We start from the raw sequence: 13,579 nt of genomic DNA, 5'->3' as shown, positions 1-13,579 counted from the left end.
GCCATCAGTAATTACCCCATTTAATATATGTTTCCAAATCCTTGTCTCCTCTACCTGACAGATTGATTACAATGATGTCAGATGCTTTGTATTTTAACTGGTTCAATGCTGAAAGTGCATGTGCCGACTCAATGGCAGGTATAATGCCTTCCAATCGACTTAACTCTATACCAGATTTCATGGCATCTTCATCCTCTACGGCCAAAAACTCGCCCCTGCCCGAGGCAAATAAATGGGCATGAACAGGTCCAATTCCAGGGTAATCCAACCCTGCTGAAATACTATGCGGCTCTACCACCTGACCATCTTCTGTTTGCATTAGTAAGGTCTTACTTCCGTGGAGAATCCCAGGTTTTCCAAGCTGAGTAGTGGCTGCGGATTTGCCTGAATAGACCCCGTGCCCAGCTGCTTCCACAGCTACGAGGCGAACCTTTTCATTATTATAGTAATGGTAAAATGCGCCAGCAGCATTGCTCCCACCTCCCACACAAGCGATCACAATATCAGGGCTGTCCCGACCATCCTTCTCTAATAATTGTGATTTGATCTCCGCAGAAATCACTGACTGAAATCTGGCGACCATTTCTGGGTAAGGATGAGGACCAACTACAGATCCAATGATATAGTGCGTATCCACTGGATTGTTTATCCACTGCCGCATGGCTTCGTTGGTCGCATCTTTGAGTGTTCTACTTCCGGAGTTTGCAGGCACCACGGTCGCTCCTAAAATCCGCATGCGTTCCACATTCGGTTTTTGACGCTCCATATCCACTGCCCCCATATAAACGGTACATTCCATACCCATCAAAGCGCACACAGTGGCAGTAGCCACCCCATGCTGACCTGCTCCAGTCTCAGCTATAATTCGCTTTTTGTTGAGCTTCTTAGCCAAAATAATCTGACCGATGGTATTGTTGATTTTATGAGCGCCTGTATGACAGAGGTCCTCTCTTTTCAGGTAGATTTTAGCGCCATACTTTTCAGACAACCTTTGGGCATGAAATAGAGGTGTTGGTCTACCTACATAATCTTTCAATAAGCCATCAAACTCTTTTTTAAATGACTCAGAAGCCATTATTTGCTCGTAGTTCTCTTTAAGCTCTTCTATATTGGGATACAGCATTTCGGGGATATAGGCTCCCCCAAAATCTCCGTAAAATCCATTTTCATCAATTTTTATCATTGCTTTTCAGTTTTGTCTTTGACGCGGCTTCTTTTCTTATTGCTGCTGCGAATGTTTTTACCTTCTCCAGGTCTTTAAAACCTTGAGAAATTTCAAATTTTGAGTTAATATCTATCCCTGCCATGGCAGGAAATTCCTGATAACAATTCAATAAGGTTTCCGTATCCTGTGCTGAAATTCCTCCACTCAATAAGAAAGGGATTTGATAAGGATAGGCTTTCAAAAGTTCCCAATTGAATTGGTGACCGGTACCTCCATAGGAAGGGCCATCCGTATCAAAAAGGAAATAATCAACCAGGGCTACATAAGGTTCCAATGACTTCCAATTCCAATCTGCCCCCACCCTGAAAACTTTGATAAGTTTAACATTGGATTTTTCTCTGATGGCTTGCAGTTGTTCAGGAAGCTCATCCCCATGAAGTTGCACCAAGGATAACCCGTAATCGTTTACCTTCCTGATGATCTCTGCTGTATTTTCATTGACAAATACACCAACTTTTGGGAGGCTTAATTGTTTATAAAAAGCCGCTTCCTGTCCGAATTTGGGTACATATCGTCCTGAAGGGGGGTAAAAGATCATACCCATCCAATCTACTTGTTCTATACCTTTCAATCCTGAAATATTTTCAGGGTCGGCCATTCCACAAACTTTGATGATCATAGGGATACTTGCTCTTTGGAGGCTGCCAGTAATTTCCGGTATTGCTGCATAAAATTATAGGCCGCTTGATGTGGGCGAATGGTTTTCATAAAGTTTTCCCCTATCAAAAAGCCATCAAACCCTGCTTGCTTCAATTGAACCAATTTGGCAGGGTCAGAGAGACCACTTTCTGATATTTTAGTGAAGGTATCCGGTATTGCCTTTACCAAATCCAAAGAGGTTTGGATATCCACCTCAAATGTTTTGAGATTGCGGTTATTTACGCCCACTAGGTCCACATGCTCGTTAAGGCTTTGAGTCAGTTCTTCGCCGTCATGTACTTCTAGCAACACTTCCAAGCCCAGGCTTTTGGCAAAAGCTGCCAACTCGACCAATCGCTTTGGGGACAAGGCTGCAGCGATTAATAAGATACAGTCTGCTCCTATGGACCTTGACTCGATTATCTGGTACTCATCTACGATGAAATCTTTGCGTAAAATGGGGCAAAAATTGAATTTTCTAGCCAGACCAAGATCTGCTTCACTGCCTCCAAAGAAGTCCTTGTCAGTCAGTATGGACAATGCTGAAGCACCTGCCTGCATGTATCCTATGGTCGTTTGCTCGACAGATGCTGTGCCATTTATCAATCCTTTTGAGGGGGATTTCCGCTTAAATTCAGTAATTATGCCCGTCTTTTCAGGATCAGTAACGTATTTCTTCATCGAAACCACCTTACCCTCAAAAAACAAGCTCTTTTCCAGTAATTTCTGTGGATATAATGCTTTTCGCTCAGCTATCTCCTCTTTTTTTCGGGAAATTATTTTTTCAAGTATATTCATATTCAACTGATGTTTAAGGAAGTTTTAGGGCTTATCAATTCTTTGAAAACTTTAAGCGCTGTACCATTTTTAAGTGTTTCACGGGCTGTTTCCCTTGCTTTTTCAAGGCTCCATGTTGGTTTGGAAGTAGTTAAAGCAATGGTTGCGTTTGCAATTACTACCGCTTCTTGTTCAGGGCTTCCTTTGCCCTCTAAAATGTCCATGAAAATAGCTGCAGAATCCTTGATTGAACTTCCACCCTTAATAGCTTCAGGCAAAATGGTGCTAAAGCCTAATTCTTCGGGGTTGACTACTTTTTCGCCATCGTTGGATATCCATTTTAAATCTCCGGTAAGCGAAACTTCGTCATACCCATCTAAAGAATGTAAAATACTAAACCTGACATCATTGTTCTGGTACAAATATCCGTACAATCTGGCAAGTTCAAGGCTAAATACACCTACCAATTGTTTTTTGGGGAAACTTGGGTTCACCATAGGCCCAAGCATATTGAAGAATGTTTTCACGCCCAATTCCTTTCTAACGGGCCCTATGTGCTTCATCGCTGGATGAAACAGTGGGGCGTGAAGGAAGCAAATTCCTGCCCTGTCCAGGCTACTTTTAAGTTTATCTATGTCACTGGTAAATTCATAACCAAAATATTGTAACAAGTTGGAGGAGCCACAGACAGATGAAACACCCACATTACCATGCTTGGCAACGGGCTGACCTGCTCCGGCAACTATAAATGAGGCAAGTGTGGATACATTGAAAGTATCCTTTCCATCCCCACCCGTACCGCACAAATCAATGGCATCATATTCAGGAATATCTACAGCAATGCATCTTTCCAACATGGCTTCTCTAAAACCCATCAACTCTTCAACCCTGACCGTACGCATCATAAAAATGGTCAAGAAAGCTGCCATTTGGCTGGTATTTACTTCACCAGATGTCATTTCTTTTAGCACTCCCTTAGCCTGTTCTTTACTTAGGGTTTTATGTTCTATCAGGTGGTTAAGTATTTCTTTCATTGATTTGTTGTTTTTATGCCTTCAATCCAGTTTTTAATTATTTGTACGCCATGTTCTGTAAGGATGCTTTCCGGGTGAAATTGTAAGCCTCTTACTGCAAACTCCTTGTGCTTAATGGCCATAATTTGCCCATCTGGAGTTTTGGAGATCACCTCAAGTTCGTCTGGAAGCATCGTGGCATCAATTACCCAACTGTGGTACCTTCCTACAGTAAAATACTCAGGAAGTCCTGCAAACAATGGATCAGGTTTAATTTTAATCTTACTCGCTACCCCGTGCACCACTTCAGTTAGGTTGATAAGTTCCCCACCGAAAGCTTCTCCTATGGCTTGATTGCCGAGGCATATGCCAAGTATGTCTTTACTAGAGGCATATCTCTTGATCAATTCCGGCATTATCCCCGCTTCAGAAGGAAGCCCCGGGCCAGGTGAAAGCAAGATTTTATCGTAAGCATCCACCTCATCGAGGCTTATTTTATCGTTTCTAATGATATCCATCGATCCTCCATATCCCAACTCACGGATAATGTACACCAAATTATAGGTGAAAGAATCGTAATTGTCTAGTACCAGTATTTTCATCTGTAAATCCTTTTCTAGTAAAATTTAAATTGTCTCTGCGGATTTTAGTGCTACCCGCAAGGCCTCAAGTTTATTGCTTACTTCCTGAAGCTCACTTTCTATCGAGGACTTCGCTACTACACCAGCTCCTGCTTGAAACCGCAGTTGGTTGTTTTCTGATACAAACGACCGAATCAGAATGGCATGATTAAAATCTCCATTGAACCCTAGAAACCCTATGGCTCCCCCATAAAATTTTCTGGCGCTATTCTCCAATCCATCTATAAGTTCCATTGCCCTGTATTTAGGTGCTCCAGATAAGGTTCCTGCTGGAAAGGTATCGGCAACAAGTTGTAAAGGATTTGCTCCCTTAGGCAACTCTCCCGTAACTTTTGAAACCAGGTGAATGACATGGGAATAGTATTGAATCTCCTTAAAAACTTCCACATTGACCTTTTCTGAAGACCTGCTTAGGTCATTCCTTGCCAGGTCCACAAGCATAACATGTTCGGAATTCTCTTTAGGGTCATCAAATAGTTTCACCGCCAATTCAGCATCTGACTTGTCATTACCAGTTCGCTTAAAGGTTCCAGCAATAGGATAAATGGTGGCTTTTCTTCCCTTAACCACTATCTGGGCTTCGGGACTGCTTCCAAATATTTTATAGGAACCATAATCGAAATAAAACAAATAAGGAGAAGGATTTATGGAGCGCAATGCCCGGTACACATTGAATTCATCCCCTTTGAATCCAGTAGAAAAAGAACGGGACAAAACAATTTGAAAAACATCCCCTCTGAAACAATGTTCCCTTCCTTTTGCTAAGATATCAAGAAATTCCCCATCTGTATAATTGGAACTTTCCTCTCCATCCAGACTAAATGAATAGCTCGGTATGTTTTTATTGTTAAGGATCACTTCAATTTTTGGAATCCCTGAAGTCTCTTCCTCTTCTCCTTCCAGATAATGTTCAAAAATATACAGCTCATTTTTAAAGTGATCCACTACGATCATGTTTTTATAGACCGCATAGTGAATCAAGGGAGTGGGCGAAGGTTGCGGATTATTGATGGTAATGTCTTCAAAATAACTGACCCCATCGTATTGGATGTACCCAAATAAGCCATTGGTGATAAACTTGAAATCAAGCTTTTCTTCCTGAAAAGTATTGCCAAACTCCCTTATCTCATCCATTATATTGTCCTGCTTGTCAAACTTCTTTACAGAAGTAGGCTGCCCTGGAAAAGACTGGTGAACTTCATCATTGATTAATGAAAAAGTAGCCATGGGTTCACAGCAGATATAAGAATAACTGTTTTCATTCCCGTGATAATCAGAACTTTCCAACAATATTGTATTGTTGTACCTGTCACGAATCTGAAGATAGACACTCACTGGAGTGATGGTGTCTGCCAATAGTTTTTTATACCGGGTTTTGATTCTTATTTTATTCATTTTTTGGGTATTTAAAATAAAAAAAAGGCTTGCCGGGAGTCCAGCAAGCCTAAGTATATCTGATTGATCAAAATTTGGCAATAGTTAGCTGTTTCCCCTTTAGAAGAAGTAAGTAAGCCACCACCAATTTTGATTTTGTTTTTTCATAACGATCACCAAATATAGAAAAGGGTGTTCACTTTAAAAAGGTATTTTAATATATTTTTCAATTGGCTCGGAGAAATTCCTCTAGACTCCTTATTTAGGAAGAGAATAAGGAGAATTTTTTATCAAACTATAAGAGCAATGTAGTTTTTAAACCAAAAAATTGCAAGGCCAGTGGCTGAGCGAAGTCGATTCCCAGGAGTTGAGCCGAAGCACAGTGGCTGAGCGGAGTCGATCCCCGGCGGCTGAGCGGAGTCGAAGCACGGTGGCTGAGCGGAGCCGAAGCCAAAGGGTCCCGTGTCCGGAATACCTACCCCATCGAATCCGCTCAGTATCCAGTAACTAGAATAACCTTAGCACTCATCTTGTGGCATTAAGACAGCCTGAGAAAATGTAAAACAGTTATGAAATCAATAACCCTAATAGCACAAAATCCCCCTTTCTTTTAAAGGGGGACCAAGGGGGATTTTTTAATAAACATTTTAAAATATAAGCTTTACATTTTATTATTTAAATACTAGTATAGGTTTACAATCCCGTTGAAATCCCCCTCCCCCTTGTCAAGGGGGATTTGCGGAAATGGGAATTTATGGCTGAATTGGTTGCTTTGAAACGGGCTGACTTAATGTAAAGTTTGTAAAGACACTATCATTCCTGAAAGTACAAAATCCCCCTTTTCTTCAAAGGAGGACAAAGGGGGATTTGCTGAAATGGGTATATTATGCTGATTGGGAATTATTTCATCGGGCTGAGAAATCTAATTGGTTATACCGAACCCGTTAATCCAAACTTACGAAACTCCCCCTTCAAAGAAAGGGGAGTTTCAACTAAAGTAGATGGAGTTGTCTCTACTAATGAAGATTCTCTGTTCAAGGCTTTATCTCTTGTGCAATCGCTTTTTGATCAATAGCTTCAAATCGTGATTTGTGACTTAAGAATTCTGGTACTAGTTTCTTCATTTGTCCTACCAGTGTCATTTCTCCTTCATTGCCTTCCATGTCCAACAATAAAGCTACTTCTAGGTTGACATCCTTATAAACTCCCGGCCTTACCTGCGCAATTTGAATTTTCGCATGATGGGTTTCTATAGTTTTTTCTTGGTCGTTTAAAACCTCCTCGTATAATTTCTCACCAGGTCTTAAGCCTGTAATGCGAATCATAATGTCCACGTCGGGCTTTTTACCACTAAGGTGGATCATTTTTCTTGCCAGGTCTATAATTTTTACCGGTTCGCCCATATCGAAGACAAAAATCTCCCCACCATTGCCCATTACTCCCGCTTCCAAAACAAGGTCGCAGGCTTCAGGAATGGTCATAAAGTAACGGGTAACTGCCGCATCGGTGACAGTAAGTGGCCCTCCTTTTTTAATTTGTTCTTTAAATAAAGGTATTACAGATCCATTGGAACCCAAAACATTTCCAAAGCGGGTCGTTATAAAACGAGTTCCTCCTTGGTTGGATTCCCTAAGTTTTTTATCAAGGCTCTGAATGTACATTTCAGCAATCCGCTTGCTGGCCCCCATCACATTAGTAGGGTTCACAGCTTTATCGGTACTTACCAAAACAAATTTATCTACACCATATTTCACGGCCAAATCTGCAACAGTTTTGGTACCGAGAACATTACACCTTACTGCCTGTGCAGGATACCTTTCCATCATTGGCACATGTTTGTAAGCTGCTGCATGGAATATTACTTCCGGGCGGTAAGTTTTCATCAAATGATCAAGCGTATCTTCATCGGTGACGTCAGCCAAAACCGTTTGCATGGCCAAATCTCCAAACTCACTTTCTAAGCGAATCTCCTGATCGTGTAAAGGAGACTCTGCTTTATCCAGCATAATCAAAAAGCCAGGATTGGCACGAGCCACCTGCTTACAAATCTCGCTGCCTATAGATCCTGCCGCTCCTGTTACCAATATGGTCTTACCACTTAGGTAACTTGTTACATTTTTATTTTTCAACATGATCGCATCACGGCTAAGTAAATCTTCAATATTTACTTCTCTGATACTTCCTTGTTTAGCACCACCATCTACCCATTCATTTACCGGTGTGATGGTAAGGGCATTTATATTAAGGGTAATGCACCTGTCAATTATTTCTCTTTTTCTAGCAGGAGAAAGTTCCAATACAGAAATTATCAATTCTTTAACCCCTTTTTCTCTCACCAGGGTATCCAACATTTCCAGTCCTCCATGAACCCTCATGCCTTCAATTTTCTTCTTTCTTTTTGAAGCATCATCATCCAGAAAACCATGCACATTGAATTTATAATGGCTGTTCTTTAAAATGGCATTGTGAATAAGGATCCCAGCTTCTCCAGCACCAAAGATTAAAACATCTTTTTCTGGAAGATTTGGCTCACCATTGTTTTTAATGAATCGGAAAACTTCTTTGACAAAAAGACGATAAACCATCAATAGGGACAAGGTAAGCACTGAAGCAATTACAAGCACCGACAAAGGAAGGAAGTGTTTACCTGGGACTAAAAAAACGCTGTAGCCCATATCACATAAAAAAGCGATAACACCAGTAGCAACTGTGGTACGCATTAGTAATAATCCGTCACTTAAAGAGGTATGTCTAACAATTCCTACATAACTTTTAGTGAAAAACATAACCAAAGAACCTATTAGCAAATAGGCAGCAGCAGCTCTCCCTACCGGATAATCAGCCAAGGCTAACCAGTCAAAATTTGCTCTTAGCCAAAATGCCAAAACAACACATTGGAACATGATAAAACCATCCAGGAAAGCTATAATCCATCTGGGAAGAATGTTGATTTTTTTGCTGAAATTGATCATAAAAAGGTTGGTTAAAATGACCCGATTTAACGGTCCTTACTAATTATTCTTGAAAATCGATTGCGTCAAAGATTGCTTTAATTTTAACGAAATTTTGAAAATACAAAACGCTTGCCTATTCAAAACTTAAGTTATAAAGGGCTGATTTTAATAGAATTAACATTTAGTATAATGAATGGCGGTACAGATTAATATTTATGAATTTTATCCAATGGTATTTAAAGCTATATATTAATTAAAAAGGAAATTCTGGGATATATTCATTTAAGTGAGCTGAAAAACAATCTGTTTATTTTCTACTTTATAAAATGTCCACTTAGAAAAATCTAATAAATTTTAAGCCGTCTTATAAAGTCCTCAAATATAGTAAATTTCCTTAAAAAGCACTATTACCAGTTTATATTGAAACCAGGCAATTCTAATTTTTCATCGGTCATTTGGAACCTAATTTTCACTTTTATACCATTTTCTACTTTTCAAACATCAATTATTGCACTTCTTAATGGAAAAATGACGAAATAAAAAAAATCGTTTTAGGTTAAAAAAATTATGTTTTGGGGTAAAAAATTTTCTTTTTCAGTCCAGAATTACCCCCTAACTAAAAACTGATGCTAACAGTCCCTATTATATACATAATTCCTCGTCACAAAAGTTCTCAATTCGTTAATACTTTCTTAATTTTATTAACAAATTGAAAAAAACATATTTAAGTCTATATTACAACCTAGCCGGCATGGCTAAGAAAAAAACAACAACTTTAATGGACAAATCACATGAAGTTTAACCATTGGACCAAGACCGAACACGTTTAGTATACTCTTTTTCTTTTGGGCTATCAAAGAAGGAAGAAAGAAGCCAACACCAAGTTTAGCCACAGTAAATATTTAACCCCAAATATGCAATAGACAATCTATTAGGTGCTGATCTGCCGTGGCATACAAAAGGGCTGTTTTCAATTCGCAGTAGCGATGCTATGCTTTAATCTCAAAACAGCAAGATAAAATTGCGATGAAAACGCCTCCCCTAAACACGGAATAGGCTTGATGAATCCTATTATATAATCAGGGCTTCAACATTAAATTTTAATCTAAAAAATACTGCGCTTTTTGAATCATTTCAGATGGTGCTATCCAATCCTTCATAAACCGAGTTTTTGCTTAAAAACTCTGGAATTATTCGTTTCATTTTTTGTACTACAGCCAGATTGTCATGATGCTTGTTTATCACCAACAATTCACTAATAGCGACATTTGCTTCGGAATAAGGATATTCAAGTACTTTAGCAATACTAATCTTATGGTGGTGGGTAGGTTGCGTTAGTTCAGCAGACGAAAGTAATTCTTCATATAGTTTTTCTCCAGGTCGCAGCCCAGAGAAAACAATATCAATGTCTTTACCTTCCTCTAAACCTGCAAGCTGTATCATTTTCTTGGCCAGGTCTACAATTTTAATAGGCTTACCCATGTCAAAAACGAAAATCTCACCACCTTTCCCCATGGTACCTGCTTCCAAAACCAATTGTACCGCTTCCGGTATGGTCATAAAATACCTGGTGATTTCGGGATGGGTAACTGTAATTGGCCCACCATTCTTAATCTGGGACCGAAATCGAGGTATTACTGATCCATTGGATCCCAATACATTTCCAAAACGTGTCGTTATGAACCGGGTTTCACATGACTCCTGGCCATTTAAGGATTGGGTATAAATTTCCGCCAAGCGTTTAGAGGCCCCCATCACATTGGTTGGATTTACCGCTTTATCGGTAGAGACCATCACAAATTTATCAACCTTAAAAAACACCGAAAGATCAGCAATGTTCCTGGTTCCCCCTACATTTACAGATATGGCTTCAAATGGGTTGTTTTCTATCATCGGCACATGCTTGTAAGCGGCTGCATGATAAACGATTTGCGGGCGACAAACATTGAATAGTTTGTGCATCCTTTCATAATTACTAACATCTGCCAGTACCACTTCCATTTTAGCCCCTGGAAATTCGTCCTCCATGGACAATTGAATCTCATGCAATGGAGATTCAGCATGGTCGCATAAAATCAATAAGGATGGCTTGTAGGAAAGTACCTGCCGAACAATTTCCGAACCAATCGAACCGGCAGCACCTGTAACCAAAACCTTTTTGCCTTCCAGGTCACTTTTTACTTTACTTTGGTCTATGACAATTGGCTTACGCTGCAAAAGGTCTTCTATACGTAACTTTTTAATTTGCTTACTCGGTAGCTCACCTGAAAGCCAGTTTTTGGCTGGTGGTATGGTAAATACTTTAATGCCTAGGCGAATACATCGTTCGATTACTACTCGCTTGTCTCTTCCATTTAGGTTTTCATTGGTAATTAATAATTCCTGAATGTCTTTTTGCTTTTTAAGCCTAGCAAGCTCCTTTATATGATATACTTTCTTTTGTACCAGATAATTGTTTAGCATACTTCTATCCGTACTAATAAAGCCCTCAACTATATAATTAATGTTAGGGTCATTGCTTAAAGCCTGCTTGACCAATACGGCATTTTGGTCAGCTCCATAAATCAGTACTTTATGAACAGATCTATTGGACATTTTACTTATGAGCACCAAGAAAGTGGCTTTGGCCAGAAGCCTAAAAGCGATCAACAAAGTAGAAACAATAAAGAAATTAACCAACAACACCAGCATCAGGAAACTAGTATTTAAGGTGATCCATCGATGACCCAAGCCATAATAAAACCCTACAAAAAGCAATGAGAAACCCAATGCCGCAATAAAAATATGGAAAAGATCTGTTGAATTGGAATACCTGAGGAGCCCTGTGTGCAATTTGGAGAAATAGATTACAGGCAAGGCAATGGCACAAAAACAACTCGTCACTAAGACGTATTGAAAAAACTCCATTTGGTCAAATCCAAATCCCCCAATTATAAGGAAGGCGAAGGTGAATGAAATAAAAACAATAAAAATATCCACCGATAGAATTAACAAAGGATGGATATGCTTATCATTCTTTAGGAAATTTTTGAGTGGGTTTAATTTTGAATTCAGCACTTTTTCCAAATCAATTAAAATTTTAGCAAAATAATTAGCAATAAATATACCGAATTTCAGCACTAAGTAAAAATAACATATAAGTAGTTCTTAAATCCTTTTATTGACCAGCACTTAATAGTAATATTCTATGAATCAACAAAATATATCACTAGAGAAAACATGGCTACGCCAACAGCAATTCCACAATTTTTAAGCAATAACAATGGGAAAACCTCCCTAATTTTGGCCTGCCATGATCAGCAACCTAAGGTTTTATTTATGGAAGGCTTCTTCTAAAGGTTAGATCCAGTAAGAGTCAAGCCTACTCCAAGCAAATCACCCTGAATTGCGAAACCTTTACTAATACTTACAGAAAATTTATGCTTAAGGACTTTCATAAAATGAATGTAATCTTTAATGAATCAAGGGGTTTCTAGTCGATTAGACCTTTAAAATTTTGAGAATTATTCCTATCTGTAAATAAAAACGCCTCTCTAATTATAGGATAAACCAAGCTTTAAATTTTATTTATCCTATATTATTTAGCTGCAAATATACAGCATTTAATTGAAGGGTTTATCAATAAAATGAATTGGATGAGAAACAAATGAGCTTGAAATGCCTCGGAATCTTGGTAGCATATAGATGCCAATAGTGCTTCACTAAAATACCAGATCTTGGATAGAATAGGCCATTCAAATGAAGAAAAAAATTAGATTAACTGTAGCCAATTTGCGTGGCACCATCTGTTAAGTCTTTGCTTACCACTGCACCTGCAGCTATGGTGCACCATTTCCCGATTTTCACGTTTGGTAATATGGTACTATTGGCTCCAACCAAAGTGCCCTCCCCAATTTGCGCGCCGCCACACAAAGTTGCCTGGGGGGCAATGTGCACAAAATCACCTACTACACAATCATGGTCGATCGAGGAACTGGTATTTACGATTACCTGCTTACCTATGGTCGCATTTACTTTTATAATGGCGCCTTCCATCACCACTGTTCCTTCATCTATAAAAGAACGCTTACTTACCAATGCGGATTCATGAACAATAATCCCAAATTTCGTGCGCTTCTGAAATTTAAGGTAGAGTTGTTCTCTGCGCTTGTTGTTTCCAATGGCTATAAACAGGGGTTGATCAAATACAAAGGAATCAGGAACAGGCCCACTTACCTTAAAGCCAAGAACTTCCTTGATGGTAGTATCATCATCAAATACACCTGCTATTTTCACAGCTGGATCTAAAATATCTATTATTGCTCTAGCTTGTCCTGAAGCGCCAAAAATGTACATGTAAAATTAAAATTTAGGGTGGCCGTTATTGTCCTGTAAACTTTGCGGTACTGACATTATTTTGAAATTCTATGTTCTCTCTTTTAAGAAATGGCTTGATTGTCAATACCATAATTTTCAGGTCCAGGGAAAAATTCCTGTTTCTGACATACCAAACATCATATCTGAATTTTGTTTTCCAGTCAATATTGTTCCTTCCTTTTACTTGAGCAAGCCCTGTGATCCCTGGTAAAACATTATGCCTCGAATTTTGCTCTAATGAATATAAGGGTAGGTATTCAGGAAGTAAGGGCCGAGGACCGACAAGACTCATCTCTCCTTTCAGCACATTAATTAATTGCGGCAACTCATCTAAGGAAGTGCTCCTTAGCATAGTACCAATAGGTGTCAAACGGAGTTCATCTGACAGTAACGTACCATCTGTATCATAGCCGTCAGACATGGTTTTAAATTTGAGTAATTTAAAAAGCTTTCCATTTTTACCTGTTCTGGGCTGAACAAAAAACACTTTCCCCTTATTTTTCCAAAATAAAAGAAAACCAACAAACAACATTACCGGGATAAAAAATAATAGCAGGCAAGTGGAAACAACGATATCAAAAATTTGCTTGCTCATGATTT

General features: G+C 39.1%; 10 protein-coding genes. All 10 read right to left on the bottom strand.

Annotated elements, in window-relative coordinates; translation table 11 throughout:
• Nucleotides 1-4 precede the first annotated feature (4 nt).
• Entirely contained in the window at nucleotides 5-1,183 is a 1,179-nt protein-coding gene (gene trpB / locus AAC073_RS03485) for a tryptophan synthase subunit beta (RefSeq protein WP_339922447.1), read from the bottom strand.
• Nucleotides 1,170-1,844, bottom strand: coding sequence for a phosphoribosylanthranilate isomerase (locus AAC073_RS03480; protein ID WP_339922446.1), 675 nt, complete (start codon nucleotides 1,842-1,844; stop codon nucleotides 1,170-1,172). The genes trpB and AAC073_RS03480 overlap by 14 nt, the downstream gene beginning before the upstream one ends.
• A complete protein-coding gene (gene trpC, locus AAC073_RS03475) occupies nucleotides 1,841-2,662 on the bottom strand; it encodes an indole-3-glycerol phosphate synthase TrpC (protein WP_339922445.1) in 822 nt (273 codons plus the stop codon). Before trpC ends, AAC073_RS03480 begins: the two co-directional genes overlap by 4 nt.
• A gap of 2 nt (nucleotides 2,663-2,664) precedes the next feature.
• The gene (gene trpD, locus AAC073_RS03470) at nucleotides 2,665-3,675 is read right to left on the bottom strand and encodes an anthranilate phosphoribosyltransferase (RefSeq protein WP_339922444.1); all 1,011 of its coding nucleotides are present in this window, start codon (nucleotides 3,673-3,675) and stop codon (nucleotides 2,665-2,667) included.
• Nucleotides 3,672-4,256 (bottom strand): aminodeoxychorismate/anthranilate synthase component II, encoded by a 585-nt coding sequence (locus AAC073_RS03465; protein WP_339922443.1) that lies wholly within the window; start codon nucleotides 4,254-4,256, stop codon nucleotides 3,672-3,674. The genes trpD and AAC073_RS03465 overlap by 4 nt, the downstream gene beginning before the upstream one ends.
• Nucleotides 4,257-4,280: 24 nt before the next feature.
• Nucleotides 4,281-5,690, bottom strand: a complete 1,410-nt coding sequence (locus AAC073_RS03460; RefSeq protein ID WP_339922442.1) for an anthranilate synthase component I family protein — start codon at nucleotides 5,688-5,690, stop codon at nucleotides 4,281-4,283.
• Nucleotides 5,691-6,703: 1,013 nt separating this feature from the next.
• The gene (locus AAC073_RS03455; RefSeq protein WP_339922441.1) at nucleotides 6,704-8,641 is read right to left on the bottom strand and encodes a nucleoside-diphosphate sugar epimerase/dehydratase; all 1,938 of its coding nucleotides are present in this window, start codon (nucleotides 8,639-8,641) and stop codon (nucleotides 6,704-6,706) included.
• A 1,116-nt stretch (nucleotides 8,642-9,757) separates the two neighbouring features.
• Nucleotides 9,758-11,680, bottom strand: coding sequence for a nucleoside-diphosphate sugar epimerase/dehydratase (locus AAC073_RS03450; protein WP_339922568.1), 1,923 nt, complete (start codon nucleotides 11,678-11,680; stop codon nucleotides 9,758-9,760).
• Nucleotides 11,681-12,379: 699 nt separating this feature from the next.
• On the bottom strand, nucleotides 12,380-12,958 hold the full coding sequence (locus AAC073_RS03445) for an acetyltransferase (protein ID WP_339922440.1): 579 nt from the start codon (nucleotides 12,956-12,958) through the stop codon (nucleotides 12,380-12,382).
• Between the two features lie 25 nt (nucleotides 12,959-12,983).
• Complete coding sequence (locus AAC073_RS03440; protein WP_339922439.1) at nucleotides 12,984-13,574, bottom strand: sugar transferase; 591 nt, start codon at nucleotides 13,572-13,574, stop codon at nucleotides 12,984-12,986.
• Nucleotides 13,575-13,579 lie beyond the last annotated feature (5 nt).

The organism is uncultured Cyclobacterium sp., from assembly GCF_963977555.1.
Lineage (GTDB): Bacteria > Bacteroidota > Bacteroidia > Cytophagales > Cyclobacteriaceae > Cyclobacterium.
This window is presented reverse-complemented; position numbering and strand designations above follow the sequence as displayed.

Coding starts and splice junctions, on each gene's coding strand:
- AAC073_RS03480 (WP_339922446.1), bottom strand. CDS start 1,844: ATGATCATCAAAGTTTGTGGAATGGCCGACCCTGAAAATATTTCAGGA.
- AAC073_RS03440 (WP_339922439.1), bottom strand. CDS start 13,574: ATGAGCAAGCAAATTTTTGATATCGTTGTTTCCACTTGCCTGCTATTA.
- AAC073_RS03465 (WP_339922443.1), bottom strand. CDS start 4,256: ATGAAAATACTGGTACTAGACAATTACGATTCTTTCACCTATAATTTG.
- trpD (WP_339922444.1), bottom strand. CDS start 3,675: ATGAAAGAAATACTTAACCACCTGATAGAACATAAAACCCTAAGTAAA.
- trpB (WP_339922447.1), bottom strand. CDS start 1,183: ATGATAAAAATTGATGAAAATGGATTTTACGGAGATTTTGGGGGAGCC.
- AAC073_RS03460 (WP_339922442.1), bottom strand. CDS start 5,690: ATGAATAAAATAAGAATCAAAACCCGGTATAAAAAACTATTGGCAGAC.
- AAC073_RS03455 (WP_339922441.1), bottom strand. CDS start 8,641: ATGATCAATTTCAGCAAAAAAATCAACATTCTTCCCAGATGGATTATA.
- AAC073_RS03445 (WP_339922440.1), bottom strand. CDS start 12,958: ATGTACATTTTTGGCGCTTCAGGACAAGCTAGAGCAATAATAGATATT.
- trpC (WP_339922445.1), bottom strand. CDS start 2,662: ATGAATATACTTGAAAAAATAATTTCCCGAAAAAAAGAGGAGATAGCT.